Annotated in this window: 20 protein-coding genes; 7 read left to right on the plus strand and 13 right to left on the minus strand. The window is 67.3% G+C overall.

The window, feature by feature from the left end:
* Nucleotides 1-33 precede the first annotated feature (33 nt).
* A complete protein-coding gene (locus AC1M0F_RS11770; RefSeq protein ID WP_480238412.1) occupies nt 34-1,398 on the plus strand; it encodes an FAD-binding oxidoreductase in 1,365 nt (454 codons plus the stop codon).
* A gap of 13 nt (nt 1,399-1,411) precedes the next feature.
* Here AC1M0F_RS11770 and AC1M0F_RS11775 read toward each other — a convergent pair whose 3' ends face one another.
* From AC1M0F_RS11775 to AC1M0F_RS11800, 6 genes are all read right to left on the minus strand, one after another.
* The gene (locus tag AC1M0F_RS11775; protein ID WP_480238413.1) at nt 1,412-2,800 is read right to left on the minus strand and encodes a YibE/F family protein; all 1,389 of its coding nucleotides are present in this window, start codon (nt 2,798-2,800) and stop codon (nt 1,412-1,414) included.
* Nucleotides 2,801-2,817: 17 nt separating this feature from the next.
* Nucleotides 2,818-4,041: an MFS transporter gene (locus AC1M0F_RS11780; protein ID WP_480238414.1), complete on the minus strand. Its 1,224-nt coding sequence runs from the start codon at nt 4,039-4,041 to the stop codon at nt 2,818-2,820.
* A gap of 359 nt (nt 4,042-4,400) precedes the next feature.
* A complete protein-coding gene (locus AC1M0F_RS11785; RefSeq protein WP_480238415.1) occupies nt 4,401-5,060 on the minus strand; it encodes a TOPRIM nucleotidyl transferase/hydrolase domain-containing protein in 660 nt (219 codons plus the stop codon).
* Between the two features lie 233 nt (nt 5,061-5,293).
* Nucleotides 5,294-5,827 (minus strand): hypothetical protein, encoded by a 534-nt coding sequence (locus AC1M0F_RS11790; protein ID WP_480238416.1) that lies wholly within the window; start codon nt 5,825-5,827, stop codon nt 5,294-5,296.
* A 3-nt stretch (nt 5,828-5,830) separates the two neighbouring features.
* Nucleotides 5,831-6,292 (minus strand): hypothetical protein, encoded by a 462-nt coding sequence (locus tag AC1M0F_RS11795; protein WP_480238417.1) that lies wholly within the window; start codon nt 6,290-6,292, stop codon nt 5,831-5,833.
* A gap of 9 nt (nt 6,293-6,301) precedes the next feature.
* A complete protein-coding gene (locus tag AC1M0F_RS11800) occupies nt 6,302-6,730 on the minus strand; it encodes an Lrp/AsnC family transcriptional regulator (RefSeq protein WP_480238418.1) in 429 nt (142 codons plus the stop codon).
* A 68-nt stretch (nt 6,731-6,798) separates the two neighbouring features.
* Between AC1M0F_RS11800 and AC1M0F_RS11805 the strand changes: the two genes are divergently transcribed.
* The gene (locus AC1M0F_RS11805; RefSeq protein ID WP_480238419.1) at nt 6,799-7,422 is read left to right on the plus strand and encodes a LysE family transporter; all 624 of its coding nucleotides are present in this window, start codon (nt 6,799-6,801) and stop codon (nt 7,420-7,422) included.
* 24 nt (nt 7,423-7,446) lie between these two features.
* On the opposite strand, the gene AC1M0F_RS11810 is transcribed toward AC1M0F_RS11805, so the two are convergent.
* On the minus strand, nt 7,447-8,175 hold the full coding sequence (locus tag AC1M0F_RS11810) for a DUF72 domain-containing protein (RefSeq protein ID WP_480238420.1): 729 nt from the start codon (nt 8,173-8,175) through the stop codon (nt 7,447-7,449).
* A gap of 117 nt (nt 8,176-8,292) precedes the next feature.
* On the opposite strand from AC1M0F_RS11810, the gene AC1M0F_RS11815 reads away from it, so the two are divergent.
* Entirely contained in the window at nt 8,293-9,111 is an 819-nt protein-coding gene (locus tag AC1M0F_RS11815) for an endonuclease/exonuclease/phosphatase family protein (RefSeq protein ID WP_480238421.1), read from the plus strand.
* Between the two features lie 7 nt (nt 9,112-9,118).
* Here the strand turns inward: AC1M0F_RS11815 and AC1M0F_RS11820 are convergent, their stop codons facing one another.
* Nucleotides 9,119-9,586, minus strand: coding sequence for an Lrp/AsnC family transcriptional regulator (locus tag AC1M0F_RS11820; RefSeq protein WP_480238422.1), 468 nt, complete (start codon nt 9,584-9,586; stop codon nt 9,119-9,121).
* Between the two features lie 148 nt (nt 9,587-9,734).
* Between AC1M0F_RS11820 and AC1M0F_RS11825 the strand changes: the two genes are divergently transcribed.
* Together AC1M0F_RS11825 and AC1M0F_RS11830 are read left to right on the plus strand one after the other, a co-directional pair.
* The gene (locus tag AC1M0F_RS11825) at nt 9,735-12,077 is read left to right on the plus strand and encodes a transketolase-like TK C-terminal-containing protein (protein ID WP_480238423.1); all 2,343 of its coding nucleotides are present in this window, start codon (nt 9,735-9,737) and stop codon (nt 12,075-12,077) included.
* Nucleotides 12,078-12,121: 44 nt separating this feature from the next.
* Complete coding sequence (locus AC1M0F_RS11830; protein ID WP_480238424.1) at nt 12,122-12,733, plus strand: DUF2238 domain-containing protein; 612 nt, start codon at nt 12,122-12,124, stop codon at nt 12,731-12,733.
* A 57-nt stretch (nt 12,734-12,790) separates the two neighbouring features.
* On the opposite strand, the gene crcB is transcribed toward AC1M0F_RS11830, so the two are convergent.
* From crcB to AC1M0F_RS11845, 3 genes are read right to left on the minus strand one after another with little or no spacing between them, the layout of a single operon-like run.
* Nucleotides 12,791-13,165: a fluoride efflux transporter CrcB gene (gene crcB / locus AC1M0F_RS11835; protein WP_480238425.1), complete on the minus strand. Its 375-nt coding sequence runs from the start codon at nt 13,163-13,165 to the stop codon at nt 12,791-12,793.
* Nucleotides 13,162-13,587 carry a fluoride efflux transporter FluC gene (locus tag AC1M0F_RS11840; RefSeq protein WP_480238426.1) on the minus strand — a complete coding sequence of 142 codons (426 nt, stop codon included), beginning with the start codon at nt 13,585-13,587 and terminating at the stop codon, nt 13,162-13,164. Before AC1M0F_RS11840 ends, crcB begins: the two co-directional genes overlap by 4 nt.
* The gene (locus AC1M0F_RS11845; RefSeq protein WP_480238427.1) at nt 13,584-14,090 is read right to left on the minus strand and encodes a universal stress protein; all 507 of its coding nucleotides are present in this window, start codon (nt 14,088-14,090) and stop codon (nt 13,584-13,586) included. The genes AC1M0F_RS11840 and AC1M0F_RS11845 overlap by 4 nt, the downstream gene beginning before the upstream one ends.
* A 107-nt stretch (nt 14,091-14,197) precedes the next feature.
* On the opposite strand from AC1M0F_RS11845, the gene AC1M0F_RS11850 reads away from it, so the two are divergent.
* Entirely contained in the window at nt 14,198-14,584 is a 387-nt protein-coding gene (locus tag AC1M0F_RS11850; protein WP_480238428.1) for a thioredoxin family protein, read from the plus strand.
* A 20-nt stretch (nt 14,585-14,604) separates the two neighbouring features.
* Here the strand turns inward: AC1M0F_RS11850 and AC1M0F_RS11855 are convergent, their stop codons facing one another.
* Nucleotides 14,605-14,973, minus strand: coding sequence for a TFIIB-type zinc ribbon-containing protein (locus tag AC1M0F_RS11855; RefSeq protein ID WP_480238429.1), 369 nt, complete (start codon nt 14,971-14,973; stop codon nt 14,605-14,607).
* A 147-nt stretch (nt 14,974-15,120) separates the two neighbouring features.
* Here AC1M0F_RS11855 and AC1M0F_RS11860 point away from each other — a divergent pair, with 147 nt between their 5' ends.
* On the plus strand, nt 15,121-15,729 hold the full coding sequence (locus AC1M0F_RS11860; protein ID WP_480238430.1) for a hypothetical protein: 609 nt from the start codon (nt 15,121-15,123) through the stop codon (nt 15,727-15,729).
* Between the two features lie 370 nt (nt 15,730-16,099).
* Here AC1M0F_RS11860 and AC1M0F_RS11865 read toward each other — a convergent pair.
* The coding region (locus tag AC1M0F_RS11865; protein ID WP_480238431.1) for an HNH endonuclease signature motif containing protein at nt 16,100-17,053 on the minus strand (954 nt) is incomplete at its 5' end.

The following is a 17,053-nucleotide window of genomic DNA, read 5'->3' on the forward strand; positions in this document are numbered from 1 at the left end:
TGTCGCGGACACACGAGATATTTCGGAGTGATCGTGACATCCTCACATCTTCTCGACCGGCGGGCACTCGGCGACCTTTCTGACGCGCTGACCGGCACAGTTCTCCTCCCAGGAGACGACGGCTACGACGACGCACGTACCGTCTACAGCGGTGTCGGCGAGCCGGCCGTCGTCGTGCGGCCCTCCGACGCTTCGGACGTCTCTGCCGCCATCAGGTTCGCCCGCGCGCACGGGCTCGTCCTCTCGGTGCGGTCAGGTGGCCACAGCGGCAGCGGGTTCAGCACCAACACCGGCGGGCTCGTCGTCGATCTGCGCGGCCTTGACGAGATCGAGCTTCTCGACGAGGCCGCAGGGCTGGTCCGGATCGGGTCCGGCGCGCTCTGGGGTACCGTCGCGACCACCCTCGGCGACCTGGGACTGGCGCTCACGTCAGGCGACACGGTCAGCGTGGGCGTCGGCGGGCTGACCCTCGGCGGCGGGATCGGCTGGATGGTGCGCTCCCACGGCCTGACCGTCGACAACCTCGTCGAGGCCACCGTGGTGACCGCAGACGGTGCCATCGTCACGGCAAGCGCCGACGAGCATCCAGATCTCTTCTGGGCTCTCCGTGGCGGCGGCGGCAACTTCGGGATCGCGACGAGCTTCGTCTTCCGGGCGCATCGACTCACCGGCGTATACGCGGGAGTCATCCGGTACCGCCCTGACCACCTCGACACCGTGCTCTCCGGATGGCGCAGCGTGATGCGCGACGCCCCCGAGGAACTCAACATCACCTTCGCCTCGATGCCGGACTTCCCGGGCATGCCTGGTGGTATCCAGCTGTTCGTGTGCTTCGCCGGCGACGACGAGGCGGGAGCAAGCGCCGCGATCGGTCCGCTCCTCGCACTGCCGGGGCTGATCTCAGCCGATATCCAGCCGAAGCGGTACGCGGACGTCCTCGAGGAGGCTCATCCGCCCGAGGGGATGACCATCCTGATCCACAATGCCTTCGCGCGCGAACTCGACGATGAGCTCATCGCCGGGCTGACGGGGTTCTACGGACGGCTCGAGGGTTCCGTTCTCATGATCCGCAGTCTCGCGGGGGCGTTCAACCGGGTCCAGGAGGATGCGACATCCTTCCCCTGGCGGGACAGCGAGGCGCTCGTCATCTCAGCGGCGTTCCTGCCTGCCGACGCTCCGGCCGCAGCCCAGCAGCGCGTGCACGACGAGTGGAGCAGGCTCGCTCCCCACCTGCAGGGTTCGTACGGTGGCTTCTCGAATGCCGCAGCCGGGGAGGCCACTGGGCTGATCTATCCGCCGCAGGTGCTCGAGCGCCTGTCAGCGATCAAACACAGGTACGACCCAGACAACCTCTTCAACCAGAACCACAACATCCGCCCGGTGCCCGCCTCCCGGTGAGCGGGCTCCGGACTCAGTTGTCTTCGTCGTCCCAGCCCGCTGGACCCCATGACGTGCGATCGGATGCCTGTTCCCGGCGCAGTTCCCGCCTCGTGATCGGAACATCCGCCACCGGGAAATCCTCAGACGCGAGAGCACGGGAACCCGTGGGCTCGTCGGTCACGTCGACGGGCTCCTGGCTCTCCGCTGGGGCTCCTTCGCCCTTCGTGCCGACCGCCTTCACGACGAGTACGGCGATCGCGGTGGTGACCGGGATGGCGAGGACGAGGCCGATCGAGCCGACGAGGGTGCGCACGATCTCCACCGCCAGTTCGCCGCTGGTGATCGTCTCGACCAACGGGCGATCCTGCAGGGACAGCAGGATGATGAGCGGGAGCGCCGCCCCGGCGTATGCGAACACGATCGTGTACACCGTGGAGGCGATGTGGTCCCGTCCGACCCGCATGGCGCCGGCGAACAGCCGCTTCGCACTCGAACCGGGAGCGAGCTCGTGCATCTCCCACACCGCGGACGATTGGGTGATGGTCACGTCGTTGAGTACGCCGAGCCCGGAGATGATCAGCCCGCACAACAGGATCCCTGACAGCGAGATCGACCCGGATGCGTACGACAGCGAGTAGTCCAGCTCGTCGTTCAGTCCGGTGAGATGGGCGGAGCCTGTCGCCCACGCGGCGATGAGTGCTGTCGTGATCAGGCCGAAGATCGTCCCCAGCAGGGCGGTCGACGTCCTCGCCGAGAAACCGTGGGCGAAATACAGCACCCCCACCATGATCACCGTCGATCCGACGAGTCCCAGGAGCAGCGGCGGTTTGCCCTCGATCAGCCCGGGAATGATGAACTGGGCGATCACGACGTACGCGCCGGCCAGGCCGAGGAGGGCCCGGAAACCGCGCCAGCGTGCGACGAGGACCACGACGAGCGCGTAGATGGCGGCGAGCAGTGCCATCGGCGCGGTGCGGACGAAGTCGACGAAGGAGTACTGGGCGACAGCGCCTTCGCCCGCGGCGCCCAGGTCGAGGAAGCGGATGCGGTCGCCGACGTTCACGTCGGCTTCCCGGATGACCTCAGGTGGAACCTCGACCTCGACGATCGCTCCTCCGCGATCCGGGTCGAGGTGGGCGACGAGGCATTTCTGCCCCTCGGACTCCTCGCTGGATGGATAGAGGCAGGTCGCCACGCTGGTGCTCTCGACGGTTCCGACCTGGAAGCTCGCTCCCTCCGTTGCCGAGTACGGGTTGCCGACCTCGACGTCGCTCGCGGTTCCGCTGGGCCAGAGGAGGAACATGGCGACGATGGCCGCGAGCGTGAGGGGGATCAGTATCGCGGCGAGGAGCCGGTTCGCGCGGCGACGCGTGGCGACCGCCTGTGGGGACATGTCGAGATGCGAGTGGCTGTGACCCATGGGAGTTCCTTCCGGTGTCAGTGCTGGAGTCGTCTGGCACGTGCGGACCGTAACGCGTCCGTGCCGATCATGAGGGCGAGACCGATCCCGAGGAACGCGATCTGGGCTGCGGGCAGGGAGTGGATTCCCGTGCGGTCGAGGAGAATCCCGCCGAGCAGCGCACCACCGCCGATGCCGACATTGAACGCGGTCGTCTGCAGGGCCGCGGCGACGTCCCTCGTCCTGAACGAGGCGGTGTGCAGCATCCGTGTCTGCAGCATCGCTGGCACACCGCCGAACGCGACGCCCCAGAGGACGAAGGCGATGACCACGACGACCGAGTTCGCCGACCACACGGCGAGAACCGCGATCGCCAGCATCATGCCGGCGATGGCCAGGGCGAAGCCGCGCTTCGGGAACCGGTCGGACGCGTACCCGGCCAGAACGAGTCCGATGACACCCGCTCCGCCGAACAGGAAGAGGAGGAAGGCCACCGAGGTGTCGGGGAACCCGGCGACGTCGACGAGCCACGGCGCGATGTACGTGTAGAAGGTGTTCTGACCGGTGATGAGGATCACGATGACGATGCAGAGGAGGACGACGCCGCGGATGCTGCGGTCCTTGTAGAGCGGAATCGCGATCTCACCGGTCTTCAGCACGACGTGGTGGTTCACCGGTGGAAGGAATTTCACGACCGCGAAGGCGAGCAGGACGACGATCACGGCGATGATCGCGAACGCCGCCCGCCACCCCAGTGCGTGTCCGAGCGCCGTGCCGACCGGGACGCCGAGGACGAAGGCGGCCGATGCTCCACCTGAGGTGATGGCAACGGCCTTGCCCAGTTGGTGCTTCGGGACGAGGTGGGCGGAGTACGCGGCGACCACCGCCCAGAACAGGCCGTGCGCCAGGCCACCCAGGACGCGGGCACCGACGAGGATCTCGTAGGTGGGGGCGATCGCGGCGAGGATGTTCGCGAGCGCGATCACGCCGAGGACGACGACCACAAGGCCTTTGCGCGAGTACTTGCGGGTCAGCGCCGCCAGCGGAGTGGTCGCGATGACGACGGTGCCGGCGAAGACCGTCACGAGGAGGCCTGCCGTCGACAGGCTCACGCCGAGTTCTTCGGCCATGTCCGGCAGGAGGCCGGTGGGCAGGAACTCGCTCGTCACCGAGACGAAGATCGCGCCGGCGAGGGTGAGCAGGCCGATCCACGGGAAGGCAGGAGCCGTGGTCTTCTCGGTCGTGGTCGTGGACACAGGCATCGCCGTTCAGGGTCTGGTGGGGGAAAGGTGCGAAGCCGACTCCGGCGTGCGGCGCGCTGTCGGTTCAGCCTATTCGACGCCTCGGGCGGACGTGAGCCTCAGCCTCACCCGGTCCTGGGGTCCGGACCGGGTCAGGCGCTCGATGAAGAGGAACACGCGGTACTCGAGGCCGTACTTTCGCGAGAAGACTCTGGTGAGGATGCCGTGGGCTGCGCGTCGCCGCCGACCCGACCCATCCTGTTGCAAGGGCGGCGGGAGGCATGAGGACACCCTAGCCGCGACGGTGCCGACGGCATTCCACCTCGCAGGGCTCCTGGAGGAGCCGTCGAAGGCCGCGGCGATGTCGCACAGCGGCGAGGTCACGGTGTGGCGATGAAGTCGAGCAGGTGCTCGAGTGGTCGAGGCGCGTGCTCGTTGCCGAGCGCCTCGACCAGGGCACGCGCATACCGGCTCTTCCTTCCGCCGATCGAGCCGAGGAAGCGACGCTGCTGGGCGTCGACGGCACGGCCGCGCTGCGCGGGCTGGTTCTGGAAGATCCGGAACGCCCTGAGGTCGCCCTGGGCATCCATCGTGTTCTCGACGTTCGTCGCTCCCAGGGTCCGGATGAGCTCGTCCTCGAGGTCCGCGCTGCAGACGTAGAACCCGAGAGCCTCCATGTCGTCCCTGGTGAGGTTCGCGCCGAGACCTGCATGCTCGAGGCCGCGGCGGAAGAACCCTTCCTCGCCGATGTCGCAGAGCCCGGCGAGGCCGAGGCCGAGTCCTGGCGGACCGAGGAGGGAGACGTAGTTACGGATGTTCATGGCGCCGCCGAGCGGGATGACGGCGACGTGTTCGTCCTCGAGGTCGATGCCGCGGATCTCGGCGAGTGCCTCGAGTGCGACCCGGTCGCTGTCGCCTTCGACGAGAACGGCCGTCGCGACGGAGCCGGCGAGCGCCGTGACCTCGGTGGGCGCGGGAACCCCCGCTTCGCCGGTCGCCCAGGTGGCGACCGCGTGGCGGAACCGCACCATCTCGTCCATGGCCTCATTGTGTCGCGTCAGCGGTGTTCCGTCAGCGTGGCGCGGCTGCGTTTCGGGAGGAAGAACGGCAGGCCAATCGACGTATGGACGTCGGACCCCCGGATTTTCCTCCCGAAACCCAGCGTTCGGCCTCCGTACCGTCCCCAACTGCGGAAAATCTTGCGAAGAACCCAACTCAACGGCTCGCTCACGCCCGAATCGGCGAGAATCTCCGAAGTTCGGGACAGTCCCCTCTACGCCCCCGCTGGCGGCTCCGCGAGCAGCTCGACCCGGTCGGCGAGGTAGGAGTCGAAGTCGACGGCGTCCGCATCTCCTGCAGAGGCGTTCCAGCGCACGCGGGCCCGATCGCCGGCGAGAAAGAGACGACCGGCCGCAGAGCGCAGGTGATCAGAGTCGAGCACGACCTCGACCGCATCGAAGTTGACGGTCTCCCCGTGCGGGAAGCGTCCGCGGGTCGCCGCGGCCCGGTACTCCCGCCGCTGCTCCGCAGACGCCGACTGGTACGCGGGACGCCCCGGCTCCAGGGCACGCGTCGCCAGGCCGGTCTCGTAGAGCGTGCTGTCGGGCGCAAGCAGGAACACTCCGAGCCGCCAGACCCTGCCCACGGAGCGCAGCACCGGCTTCCTGGGCACCCCGAGCACTCGCCGCTCTGGCACATACTCGGCGAGCGCCTCGTCCCGCGCACCGGCCTCCGTCAGCCGGGCGACGGCATCGTCGAGAAGGGTGCGGATCTCGGCCACGATTCGGTCGCCGTCAGCGGGAGGCATCCGTCATCGTCCCGATGCAAGCAGTCTCACGACCCGCTCAGGGTCGTCGAGGAGCGGACGGGATGCCGGGTCGCTTACCAGGCGGACCAGCAGAGCGGACGCCGCCCGCACGCTTGTCGTCCAGTATCCGCCCACGTGGTGGCGGGTGATCGGCATCACGACGGGATCCGCACCACGGATCGAGACGCGAAGCGTGCCGTCTTCGATGTCGCTGCCGATGTCCCAGGACACGAGGAGCGTGCCGAGAATACCCAACCCGATCGTCGTCGCGAGTCCCGGCAACCGGAAGCGCGTCTCGGGAACCGACAGAGACACGTCGTCGATCCGAGACCAATCGAGCGAAACCGCTTGTTCCTGGTACTCGCGGAGTACGAGTGCGGATGCCGTCAGTTCGGCGTGATGACCGCCAGCGTCGCCGAGAACGAGGGAGTCACCCCGAGCTTCGAGGGGTCCGAATCGGCTCATGCCGCCAGCCTAGCTGGGCGCTCGCAACGCCAGCCGCGTCTGGGTCTGGGCGGCTCCCGCGTCCGTCTTCAGGTGCCGGAGCAGTGCGTCGAGGCGACCGGTGTCATCGACGACGACGTGGAGGAGGTAGTCGTACGGACCGGTCACGTGCACGGCGTCACGCACCTGGGGCAGGTTCTCGACGAAGGCGAGGAAGGCATCCGAGTCGCCGTCCGCGCGGAGGCGAACATCGATGAACGCTTCCAGTCCGGCAGCGCCGACCGGCACGTCCCCGGCGAGGACTGCCCGATAGCCGAGGATCACCCCCGCCTTCTCGAGCTTCCGCACCCGGGCCGCAGCCGCATTCGTGCTCAGGCCGACGAGACCGCCGAGGGTGCTGAAAGATATCCTGCCGTTTCTCCGGAGATGACCGAGAATTGCACTGTCGACGGTGTCCACACCGCGAATATATCTGGTCAGCGGCAGGATGCACAGATCGATCTGCGGGTCAGCGCGACACTGGACGCATGTCCCTCTTTCTCGTCGGTACGCTGGCCGGCCTCGGTGTCGCGATGCCGATGGGCGCGATCGGCGTGCTTCTGGTCAGGGAAGGTGTTGGGGTCGGCTTTCGGGTCGCAGCAGCGGGCGCCGTCGCGGTCGCCCTCGTCGATACGGCCTACTGTGTGCTCGCCGTGACGGTCGGCGCCGTCGCCGCCCCGTGGATCGAGTCGCTCGGCGCAGCCCCGACGATCATCGCCGGGCTCGTTCTCGTCGCGCTCGGCGCTGCCGGCCTGCGGAAATCTGGAATCGGGGCACCGAGCGCGTCCGATACACCTGTCGCCCCGTCGGTCGTAGGGGTTTTCGCTCGTTTCGCGGGGCTCACAGCCATCAACCCGTCGACACTCCTGTACTTCGCCGCGCTCACCGCGGCCCTGAACGCTTCGCTTCGACCGGATGGGAGTCTCGCGGCGTTCGTCGTCGGGGTCGCTGTCGCCTCCGGGCTGTGGCAGCTCGGCCTCGTCGGCGTCGGCGCGGTCCTCGGGGGCCGTCTGACCGGCACAGGGCAGCGCGCCCTGAGCGTCGGCGGCTCCGCCGTGGTTCTCGCGATGGGCCTCTCGACGCTCGTCGTTGTCGTTCTCGCCGGAGCCTGACGCAATGGGAAGGCCGGCTGAGCGTCAGGCCACCATTGTCCTCAGCGTCTCGGCATTCCGCACGGCATTGCCGCCGCCGTCGTTGTTGAAGTAGACGTAGACATCCGTCCCGCTGTTCCTCCACTCGGTGATGCGATCGGCCCACCACCTCAGATCGTCGTCCGAGTACGAGCCGCCGTAGAGGTGGTCGTGGTCAGGGCCGTGCATCCTGACGTAGGCGAACCCCGCTGTCGCCCGGAGGATGCAGGGAAGATTGGCGCCGCTCATCACGCAATAGGCGGCGCCATGTGCCTCGAGAAGGCGGAACACGTCCTCGTTGTTCCAGCTCTCATGCCTGAACTCGACGGCGACAGGGATCCACTCGGGCATCCGCTCCAGGAAGTAGCCGAGCCGTGCGTCATCCCTGGCCATTCCGGGCGGAAGCTGCACCAGGAGAACGGCGCGCTTGTCGCCGAGTTCGTGCCAGCACCGGGCGATCCTGTCGATCCACACCTCGGGCGCGTAGAGCTTCTTCGCGTGGGTGAGGCCGCGCGGCGCCTTCACCGTCAGGCGGAACCCGTGCGGCAGACGCTTCCGCCAGCTCGCGAAGGATGATTCCCGCGGCCAGCGGTAGAAACTCGCATTCAGTTCGACGGTGTCGAAGCGCTGGACGTAGTGGGCGAGCCGGTCCCGCGGCGCGAGACCCTCTGGGTACAGCACGCCGTTCCAATGGTCATAACTCCACCCTGATGTTCCGATCCAGACGCGACTCATCCGCCCACCGTATAAGTGGCGCCGTGACGGGCCACAACCCCCTTGTCTGATCACGCCGACGGAGCGGTGAACAGCGTGCGCGCGGGTGTGCGCACGCTCACGCCCTACGCTGGACAGATGACGGATGCCGCCATGATCGGCCCGGTCGCCGCACCGGAGCTGCATGTGATGACCTACAACATCCGGCGTCGGATGGCTCGCGTCCCCCGCCGCAGCCCCGACCAGTGGGCCCGCAGGCGACCGCTTCTGAAGAAGCTCCTCCAGCTCGAACGGCCGGCCATCCTCGGCATCCAGGAGGGACTCCCCGAGCAGGTCGACTTCGTCTCGCAGGCCCTCGGGGCCGCCTACCGGCGCATCGGCCGCGGGAGGAACGCCGACGGCGAGGGCGAGGAGTGCACGGTCTTCTACGACAGCACCAGGGTGATTCTGCGTGACTGGAGTCAGCTCTCCCTGTCAGACAGCCCCCGCATCGCCGGGTCGCGATCGTGGGGAAACATGCTCCCGCGCATCGTGGTCGTCGCCGACTTCACCGACACAGCCACCGGCATCCAGTTCTCCGTCCTCAATACCCACTTCGACCACATCTCCCGCACCTCTCGGGCACGCTCTGCCGCGATGCTCAGCGACCTCGTCGAAGGCCTCAGCACCCCGGCGATCGTCATGGGCGACATGAACTCCGGCGTGCGATCGGTCCCGTATCGCGCCCTGACCGAACCAGGCTTCCTCCTGGATGCCTGGTCGGTCGCTCGCAAGCGACTGACGCCAGCGTGGGCCACGTACTCCGGCTATCGGGCACCCAAGGAGGGCGGGAGGCGCATCGACTGGCTCCTCGTCACCGAGTCGGTGACCGTGGAGTCGATCGCCATCAACGCGGTGCGCTTCGACGGCGCAGCGGCATCCGATCACGAACCGGTGCAGGCGCGCATCCGGTTCTGACGCGCGCCTATTGCTTGTTCAGCTGCCCGATCCGGTAGCCCACGAGTTCCTGCATGGCGAAGCCGGTCGCGGTGCGTTTGACGCCGTCGATCCCGAGGATGCGTCCGGCGATCCGGTAGAGATCGTCGGCATCGCGGGCGACGACGTGGATGAGGAGGTCGGTGACGCCGGTGAGCCCGTGCACTTCGAGTACTTCCGGGATCGCGCCGAGGGCCTCACCGACGGCGGCCAGCTTGCGCTGGGTGACCTTCGTCACCACGTAGGCGCGGAGCGGATAGCCGAGGAACGCCGGGTCGATCCTCCGGTCGAACGAGCGGAGCGTGCCTTCCTCCGCGTACCGCGCGAGCCTGGCGCGCACGGTGTTCCTGGCGAGGCCGGTCGTTTCGGCGATCGCGACGTTCGTGGCATCCGGATCCGCGATCAGGGCGTTCAGGAGAAGGGTGTCGATCGCGTCTGCGGTTCGCTTCGTGCTCATTGTGCTCACCTCGGCTGGGGAAATGGGAAGGAGTGAAGGACGTTCTGCGCATTTCGAGTGACCTCTCTTGCGCGACAGGATGTCTCATGGTCGACTCTAGGGCAGAAATGCGCACCGCAGCGCTTTTCCGAACAGCCGGGACATCATCATGGACGCACTTCTCGAAGACCGCAGGACGCTGGACGCATCGCCGTACGGAGACGTCGAGCTCGACACGCTTGCCACCGTCGAGAAGCGCGTGCTCTGGCTGGCCACCTCGATGATCCACCACGCCAACCGGGTGCGCGTGACGCCGTCCGGGATCAAGGTGGGCGGACACCAGGCGTCGAGCGCCTCCATCGTGTCGATCATGACCTCGCTCTGGTTCGGCCAGCTGCGCGCGGAAGACCGGGTCTCGGTCAAGCCGCACGCGTCTCCGGTACTGCACAGCATCAACTACCTGCTCGGCAAACTCGATGAGAAGTACCTGACGACACTCCGTGAGTTCGGCGGCCTTCAGAGCTACCCGAGCCGCGCCAAGGACCCGGACGAGGTCGACTACTCGACCGGGTCCGTCGGCATCGGCGCGACCGCTCCGATCTGGGGCGCCATCTCGCGCCGGTACACCGAGACGGTCAGCGGGGTTCCCAGTCGTGGCAGGCAGTACTCGCTCGTCGGCGACGCCGAACTCGACGAGGGTGCGATCTGGGAGGCCGTGCTCGACTCCAGCGTCGCCGACCTCGGCGAGATCGTGTGGATCGTCGACCTCAACAGGCAGTCCCTCGACCGGGTCGTGCCGAACATCGCCGCCGGAAAGATCGAAGCGCTGTTCACGGCCGCGGGCTGGCAGGTCCTCACGGTGCGCTTCGGGCGTCTGCTCGAGAACCTCTTCGCACTGGACGGCGGAGACGCTCTCCGTCGCCGCATCGTCGACATGTCCAATCCCGAGTACCAGCGCCTCCTGCGCTGCACGGCACGTGAGCTTCGGACCCGGCTCCCCGGTGCCGGCGAGGAGAGTGCCGCGATCGCAAGCGTGATCGCCACCGTCGACGACACCACCCTCGTCTCCGCCATCAGGAACCTGGGCGGACACGACCTCGGCGCCCTCCGCGAGGCGTATGCACAGATCGACGACAGCAAACCGACGGTGATCATCGCCTACACGGTGAAGGGCCACGGACTGCCGACGGAGGGTCACCCGCAGAATCACTCCTCTCTCCTCACCATGGAGCAATACCGCGAGCTCGCGGCGGGAATGGACGAGAATCCGAATGCTCCCTGGTCACGTTTCGACGCAGACAGCGCCGCCGGCCGGCTGTGCGCGTCGACGGCCGATGCCCTCAGGCGCGAGGACGAGGTCGCTGTCGCACCGCCGGCCGTTCCCACCGAGTTCGGCAGGACGCCATCGGGGACGGCGACCACCCAGGCGGCCCTCGGCCGTGCGCTGCTCGACCTCACCAGGGCGGCGCCTGACGCGGCTCGTCGCGTGGTGACGGTGAGCCCTGACGTGAGTTCGAGCACGAACCTGGCCGGCTGGCTCAACAAGGTGGGGGTGTGGTCGACGGAGGAACGTCAGGACTGGTTCAGCGACGACGCCGAGACGATCATGCACTGGCGCGAGAAGCCCACCGGGCAGCACATCGAACTGGGTATCGCCGAGGTCAACCTCGTCTGCCTGCTCGGTGAACTCGGTGCGACGTGGAGCAGATGGGGGCAGCCACTGTTCCCGATCGGGGTTCTGTACGATCCATTCGTGGAGCGTGCCCTGGAGCCGTGGTCGTACGGGATCTACGCGGGCGGGCAGTCCATCCTCGTCGGCACTCCGTCAGGGGTCACCCTCGCCCCTGAGGGCGGAGCGCACCAGTCGATCAAGACGCCGTCGATCGGTCTGGAGCAGCCGGGGTGCACGAGCTACGAACCGGCATTCGCGATCGACGTCGAGTGGACGCTCCTCGCCGCCATGGCCCAGCTGGGTCGCGAGGGCGGCACCTCGGCCTACCTCCGTCTGTCGACGAAGCCGGTCGACCAGCAGTTGGCGCAGGTGCCCAGCGACCCCGCCGCGCGTGAACGCCGCCGCCGACAGGTCGTCGCCGGCGGGTACACCCTCCGTTCGGTCGAGAAGCCGGTCGCGACGATCGTCACGATGGGGGCCATGGTGACGGATGCCCTGGCGGCAGCCGATCGGCTCGAGGCGCAGGGTTCTCCCGTCGACGTCATCTGTGTGACCAGCCCCGGTCTCCTCTTCGAGGCGGTCCAGGGCCGCAACGGACAGGACTCAGCACCAAGCTGGATCCTGGACCAGATCCTGCCACGAGACCGGGCCGTTCCTCTCGTCACCGTGCTCGACGGGCATCCGCACACCCTCGCGTTCCTCTCCGGCGTCAACCAGGTGAAGAGCCGCAACCTCGGGGTGAGCAGGTTCGGGCAGGCGGGCGATGTCGAGGATGTCTACCGCTATCACGGGATCGACGTCGACAGCATCGTGCGGGCCACACTCGACGTCATCGCCTGAGCGCAACCCCTGTCGGACGAGCCCCCAGTGGATATTCTGGGGGAATGATCCAGACCTTTCTGCGGGTCCCCCGCGGGGCCGCAGAGGTGATCGCCGACGGCCTTCGACTGGTCGGTGCCGTCTGCATCGTGGTCGCGCTGATCGGCTGGCCGTGGGTCGACGTCGCCGTGTTCGCCCTCGCGCTCGTCGGGCTGGTCGTGCCGCGCTTCCTCGGAATCCGGCCCGGGCTCGACATCGCCTTTTGCGTCATTGTGCTCATCGCCGCATGGAGTGCGTTGCTCGAGTTGTACGACGCGATCGAGTACCTCGATTTCGTCGTGCACTTCTTCCTCAACGGCCTCACCGCCGCCGTTTGCTACATCCTTGCGGTGCGCCTCGACATCGTGCCTGATCCGACGAAGACCCCCGTCCCGCTCGGGGCGATCGTTGCCCTGACCACGGCGTTCGGACTCGCCGCAGGGGTGTTGTGGGAACTGGCGGAGTGGGTGGGACACACCTACATCGACGAATCCATCTTCGTCGGCTACGACGACACGATCGCGGACTTCGCCGCCGGCGGCCTTGGCGCACTCTGCGCTGGACTGTTCGGCCGTTCCCTCCTCGACGAGAGTCGGTATGTTCCGGCGCAACAGACGCTGCGGAACGAACACGCCTGACGCCGTGACAGTCGTCGCTCAAGGCGCTGGCCTCGGGCTGGGCTCGGGGCTGTGGGCTCAGAGCCCGCCGAGCAGGAACCCGGCCGAGCTGGCCAGGACGGCAGCGACGAGCATCCCGACACTGCTGGCGAGCGCGACACCGTAGCGGCGCTGCTGCACGAGCCGCACCGACTCGACACTGGCCGTGCTGAAGGTCGTGTAGCCGCCGAGGAATCCACTGCCGAGGATGAGCTGGAGCTCAGGCGGAAGCACCGCTGAGAGTGCCAGGGCGGTGACCAGTCCGAGGAGGAACGAGCCGGTGATGTTGATGGTGAACGTTCCCAGCGGATACGCCGACGTCGCTCGCGATCGGATCAGCCCGTCGAGGACGAACCTGACGCCGGCGCCGAGCCCACCGGCGAGCGCCAGCGCGATGAACAGCAGCGGCGTCATGCGCCGGCCGCCGTGCTGTCTCGGTGGCGCCACGCGGCGATGGCGATGCCCGCCCAGGCGGCGACAAGGCCGAGGAGAAGAGAGCCCACGGCGTAGAGGATGCCGGTGCCCACGTCACCTGCCCTGAACAGAAGGTCCGTGTCGGTCGCGAGTGCGCTGTACGTGGTGAAGCCGCCGAGGAATCCGGTCCCCGCGAAGAGGCGGAGGCGCTGCCTGCGCCCGGTGTCTTCGCCGTTCCGGACCAGGCCTTCGAGGAGGAGGCCGAGCGCGAAGGAGCCGAGAACGTTGATCGCGAAGATGGCAACGGGGAGGGAGCCGATCGGCGGAACCGCAAGGGTGACGGCTTCCCGAGCGGCCGTTCCGAGGGCGCCGCCGATGATCACGAGCGCGATGAACGACGGTCGCAGGTGCACCGAGCTCACTCGGTGCGCTCCCAGGGCAGCGGTGACGCGGGCGACGTCGACGCGTGCGGCACGACGACGACCGGCCGGTGCTGCCGGTGGGCGAGATGCGCGGCCACCGAGCCATTGAAGAACTCCTGGATCGAGCCGCGGAATCCGGGGGACCGTGTGCCGACGACGATCATCACGGCATCCACCCGGTCGGCGAGGGCGATCAGCTCGTGGCTCGGGTCACCGACGAGTGGGCGCACGCTCCAGCGCACTCCGGTCGGCTCGAGGATCGCGGCGATTTTGTCCCGCAGGGCCTCGTCGAATCTCTCCACACGCAGGTCCTGGATCTCCGGGTCGACCGGCATCGATGTGAACCGGCCGTCGGAGAACCGTTCGACGAGGTAGCGGCTCGGGTCGACCGAAGCGCAGACCAGCATGGCGTCGAACTTCAGGGCGAACTCGGCCGCCTGCTGAAGGACATACGCCGGCTGGCGCTGTACGACTCCCACGATGATCACGTTCGGATCAGGCATGAACTCCCCATCTCTGCGGGTCCACCTCCGCCGCATCGCAATTCTGCGATGACAGCAGTGTTTCAGAAATGAGGAATCCGTGAAAGCCGGTCGGTGTTACAGATGCCATGGCCACCATCGATCTGACAACGACCTCGTTCAATTCCGCTGTCGAAGACAGCGACATCCTTTTCGTCGACTTCTGGGCAGCCTGGTGCGGCCCATGTCGTGCCTTTGCTCCGACGTTCCAGTCGGCATCCGAAGCGCACCCGGACATCGTGTTCGGCAAGGTCGACACCGAAGCCGAGCAGCAGTTGTCTGCGGCGGCCGGGATCACGTCGATTCCGACCCTCATGGTGTTCCGCGACCAGATCCTCGTCTTCTCCCAGCCGGGCGCGCTGAACCCGCCCCAGCTCGACCAGGTCATCACCGCGGTCAAGGGTCTCGACATGGACGAGGTTCGCAAGTCGATCGCTGAGGCCGAAGCGGCCGAACAGGCCGCTCCGTCGAACTAGCGGCAGCCTGACGAGACGGCTCAGTCGAACAGGTCGCTGAGCCAGCTTTCCTTCTTCTTCTTGCGCGGGTAGCCGTCGTACCCGCGTTCACGGTCTCCGTAGCCGCGCTCGCGCTCGTCGTAGCCGCCATTGCGGTACGCGTCGTTGGCGGGCACACCGTACTGGGGGGCGCGAGTTCCCCAGTCAGCAGCTGCTGGGGCTGGGGCTGCAGGAGCTGCGGGGGCGGGCGGGGTCGCAGGAGCGGCCGGAAGCTCGGACTCGACGCGGGCGATGATCTTGTCGAGTTCGCCGCGGTCCAGCCAGACGCCACGGCATTCGGGGCAGTAGTCGATTTCCACGCCGCTGCGCTCACTCATCACGAGCGTTGCCGAGTCGATGGGGCACTTCACGATGGTCCTCCAGAGATTGAATCCAGCTGTTCGATCCTATGAGCAGACATCCTGCGGTACCTGAGAGAACCATCCTCAGTTCATTTGGTTTTGCAGTGCTGATGTGTATGCTCGACCGGGTTGCTCGACTGGGCTGATTGGAGCCGCATGACGACGGGACATCCTGAACGTGCCACCTCGACAGGCGGCACGGGCTACGCCGGAACGGCGACACGCGTCCTTGTGCTCGGCGACGAAGACGCCACGTTCGCGGCGATCGTCGATGGGCTTACACAGCATGGAGTAGACACAGTGCGTGCCACTGATGTGTCGGCCTGCGTGGACTCGCTGCGCAAGAACCAGGCCACCGGCGTCGTCCTGTCGATCGATGCAGCGGCGCTGTCTGAGCGGACCGCCCGCAAGGAGTTGGCGTCGAAGCTGTCCGGGACCCTTCACCGGTTGCTCCCCCTCCTCGCGCAGCCCGCACAAGTACTTGTTCTTGCACGCGGAATGGATGCTTCGCACAAGGCGCGGATGGACAAGGAGATCCTGTCGGTAATCACCAGGGTCAGCCGGCAGGCGACGAACGAGTACGGCATGAACCTGAGTATCAATGCGGTGGACATCACCGGAACTGTGGACACATCCCTTGTGGCACGGAGGGCGACTGAGCTGTTCGATGCCCGGGAAGAAGTGTCGACGGGGGAAGTGCTCGACTACTCGGAGATCACTGGTCAGACGATCGGGTGTGCCCTGGCTTTGCGGTTTGTCTACTGAGGAGTCTCGGGCTGGGGCTTGAAGCTGCGGCGAATGTGTCGGGCTGGGTGCGGTCGGGGTGGAATGCGGTCGGGGTGTCGGGGCTGGGGTGTCGGGGCTGGGGTGTCGGGGCTGGGGTGTCGGGGCTGGGGTGTCGGGGCTGGGGTGTCGGGGCTGGGGTGTCGGGGCTGGGGTGTCGGGGCTGGGGTGTCGGGGCTGGATGAGAATTTTCTCCTCAGCTCAAACAATGAGGCGTGAGGCCAGGGGCGCCGAGCCGCGCGGATCATGACGCCCGGGTGACGCCCCTGGCCTCACCCCTCATAACTCGACACCCCGAAAACACTCATCCAGCCCTCTTGTCGACCGCGAGTTCCGGATGTGCAGCTGTGCGTCAGAACGGTGGCAGCGCGTTCCGCGGCTGCGATTGCGTTGGTTCGCTCGGCAGCGCCTTCGGCGGCTGCTGGTCGGTTGGGCTGATTCGCAGCGCCTTCGGCGGCTGCGATGCGTACGGTTCAGCAAACTGCGGCGGCGGGTCTGGGGCTGTGAGCAGGACCTCGGGTTGGGTGACGTAGGTGTGGCCTCCGGGGGAGGTCCACTCCTGGACGCCGTTGCCGAGCTGCCTGGTGTGCCAGGTGGTCTGGTGTTTCAGTCGGTGGTGCTTCGGGCAGAGGTGGGACAGGTTCTCGCACTCGGTCGGACCGCCGAACGCGAACGCGGTGGTGTGGTCGATGTCACAGTGCCGGGCCGCCCGGTTACAGCCCGGGAACCGACAGGTCCCATCCCGGTAGGCGAGGAACCGTTTCATCGATTTCGACGGCCGGTATTTCGTCGAATCCAGGGCGAGCGGTGCTCCGGACTTCGGGTCGGTGAGCATCCGGAACCAGGTGCTCGATTGGCCGGCGAGCCGTCGTGCCGTGTCCGGGTCGATCGGCCCATACCCCTCCAGGGTGCCCGGTTCGTTGGTGATACCGAGAAGTGTCAGCGCGGGGACGGTGACCGTGACGGTGGGACGGATCCGGCGGAACGCACTGGCGGGGTCGGCACCGAACCCGGACCCGACGGCCGTGCTCGGAGTCGAGGTCGAGGTCGACCTCGAAGCCGGCGATCCGACACCGGCGTTTCCGGGCACTCCGGCCGAGCTGGACGTGAGTTCTCCGGACAAGGCCGCGGAGAGTGCGTCGGTGCAGACGTCGGCGGTGAGCTGGGCAAGAGTCCGCGGTTCGGCCGGGTTCTTCAACGCCACGGCCCGGTCGCGGATGGTTGTGTAGATCGATGTTGCTTGGGGTGCGGTCGTGTAGAGGTTCAGCCACGCCATCCCGTCTGGGGCGGGCTGGAACTCCAACCG

The sequence above is a fragment of the Mycetocola sp. Y719 genome (genome assembly GCF_056713205.1).

Coding starts and splice junctions, on each gene's coding strand:
- AC1M0F_RS11775 (WP_480238413.1), bottom strand. CDS start 2,800: ATGGGTCACAGCCACTCGCATCTCGACATGTCCCCACAGGCGGTCGCC.
- AC1M0F_RS11780 (WP_480238414.1), bottom strand. CDS start 4,041: ATGCCTGTGTCCACGACCACGACCGAGAAGACCACGGCTCCTGCCTTC.
- AC1M0F_RS11785 (WP_480238415.1), bottom strand. CDS start 5,060: ATGGACGAGATGGTGCGGTTCCGCCACGCGGTCGCCACCTGGGCGACC.
- AC1M0F_RS11790 (WP_480238416.1), bottom strand. CDS start 5,827: ATGCCTCCCGCTGACGGCGACCGAATCGTGGCCGAGATCCGCACCCTT.
- AC1M0F_RS11795 (WP_480238417.1), bottom strand. CDS start 6,292: ATGAGCCGATTCGGACCCCTCGAAGCTCGGGGTGACTCCCTCGTTCTC.
- AC1M0F_RS11805 (WP_480238419.1), top strand. CDS start 6,799: ATGTCCCTCTTTCTCGTCGGTACGCTGGCCGGCCTCGGTGTCGCGATG.
- AC1M0F_RS11810 (WP_480238420.1), bottom strand. CDS start 8,175: ATGAGTCGCGTCTGGATCGGAACATCAGGGTGGAGTTATGACCATTGG.
- AC1M0F_RS11815 (WP_480238421.1), top strand. CDS start 8,293: ATGACGGATGCCGCCATGATCGGCCCGGTCGCCGCACCGGAGCTGCAT.
- AC1M0F_RS11820 (WP_480238422.1), bottom strand. CDS start 9,586: ATGAGCACGAAGCGAACCGCAGACGCGATCGACACCCTTCTCCTGAAC.
- AC1M0F_RS11825 (WP_480238423.1), top strand. CDS start 9,735: ATGGACGCACTTCTCGAAGACCGCAGGACGCTGGACGCATCGCCGTAC.
- AC1M0F_RS11830 (WP_480238424.1), top strand. CDS start 12,122: ATGATCCAGACCTTTCTGCGGGTCCCCCGCGGGGCCGCAGAGGTGATC.
- crcB (WP_480238425.1), bottom strand. CDS start 13,165: ATGACGCCGCTGCTGTTCATCGCGCTGGCGCTCGCCGGTGGGCTCGGC.
- AC1M0F_RS11845 (WP_480238427.1), bottom strand. CDS start 14,090: ATGCCTGATCCGAACGTGATCATCGTGGGAGTCGTACAGCGCCAGCCG.
- AC1M0F_RS11850 (WP_480238428.1), top strand. CDS start 14,198: ATGGCCACCATCGATCTGACAACGACCTCGTTCAATTCCGCTGTCGAA.
- AC1M0F_RS11860 (WP_480238430.1), top strand. CDS start 15,121: ATGACGACGGGACATCCTGAACGTGCCACCTCGACAGGCGGCACGGGC.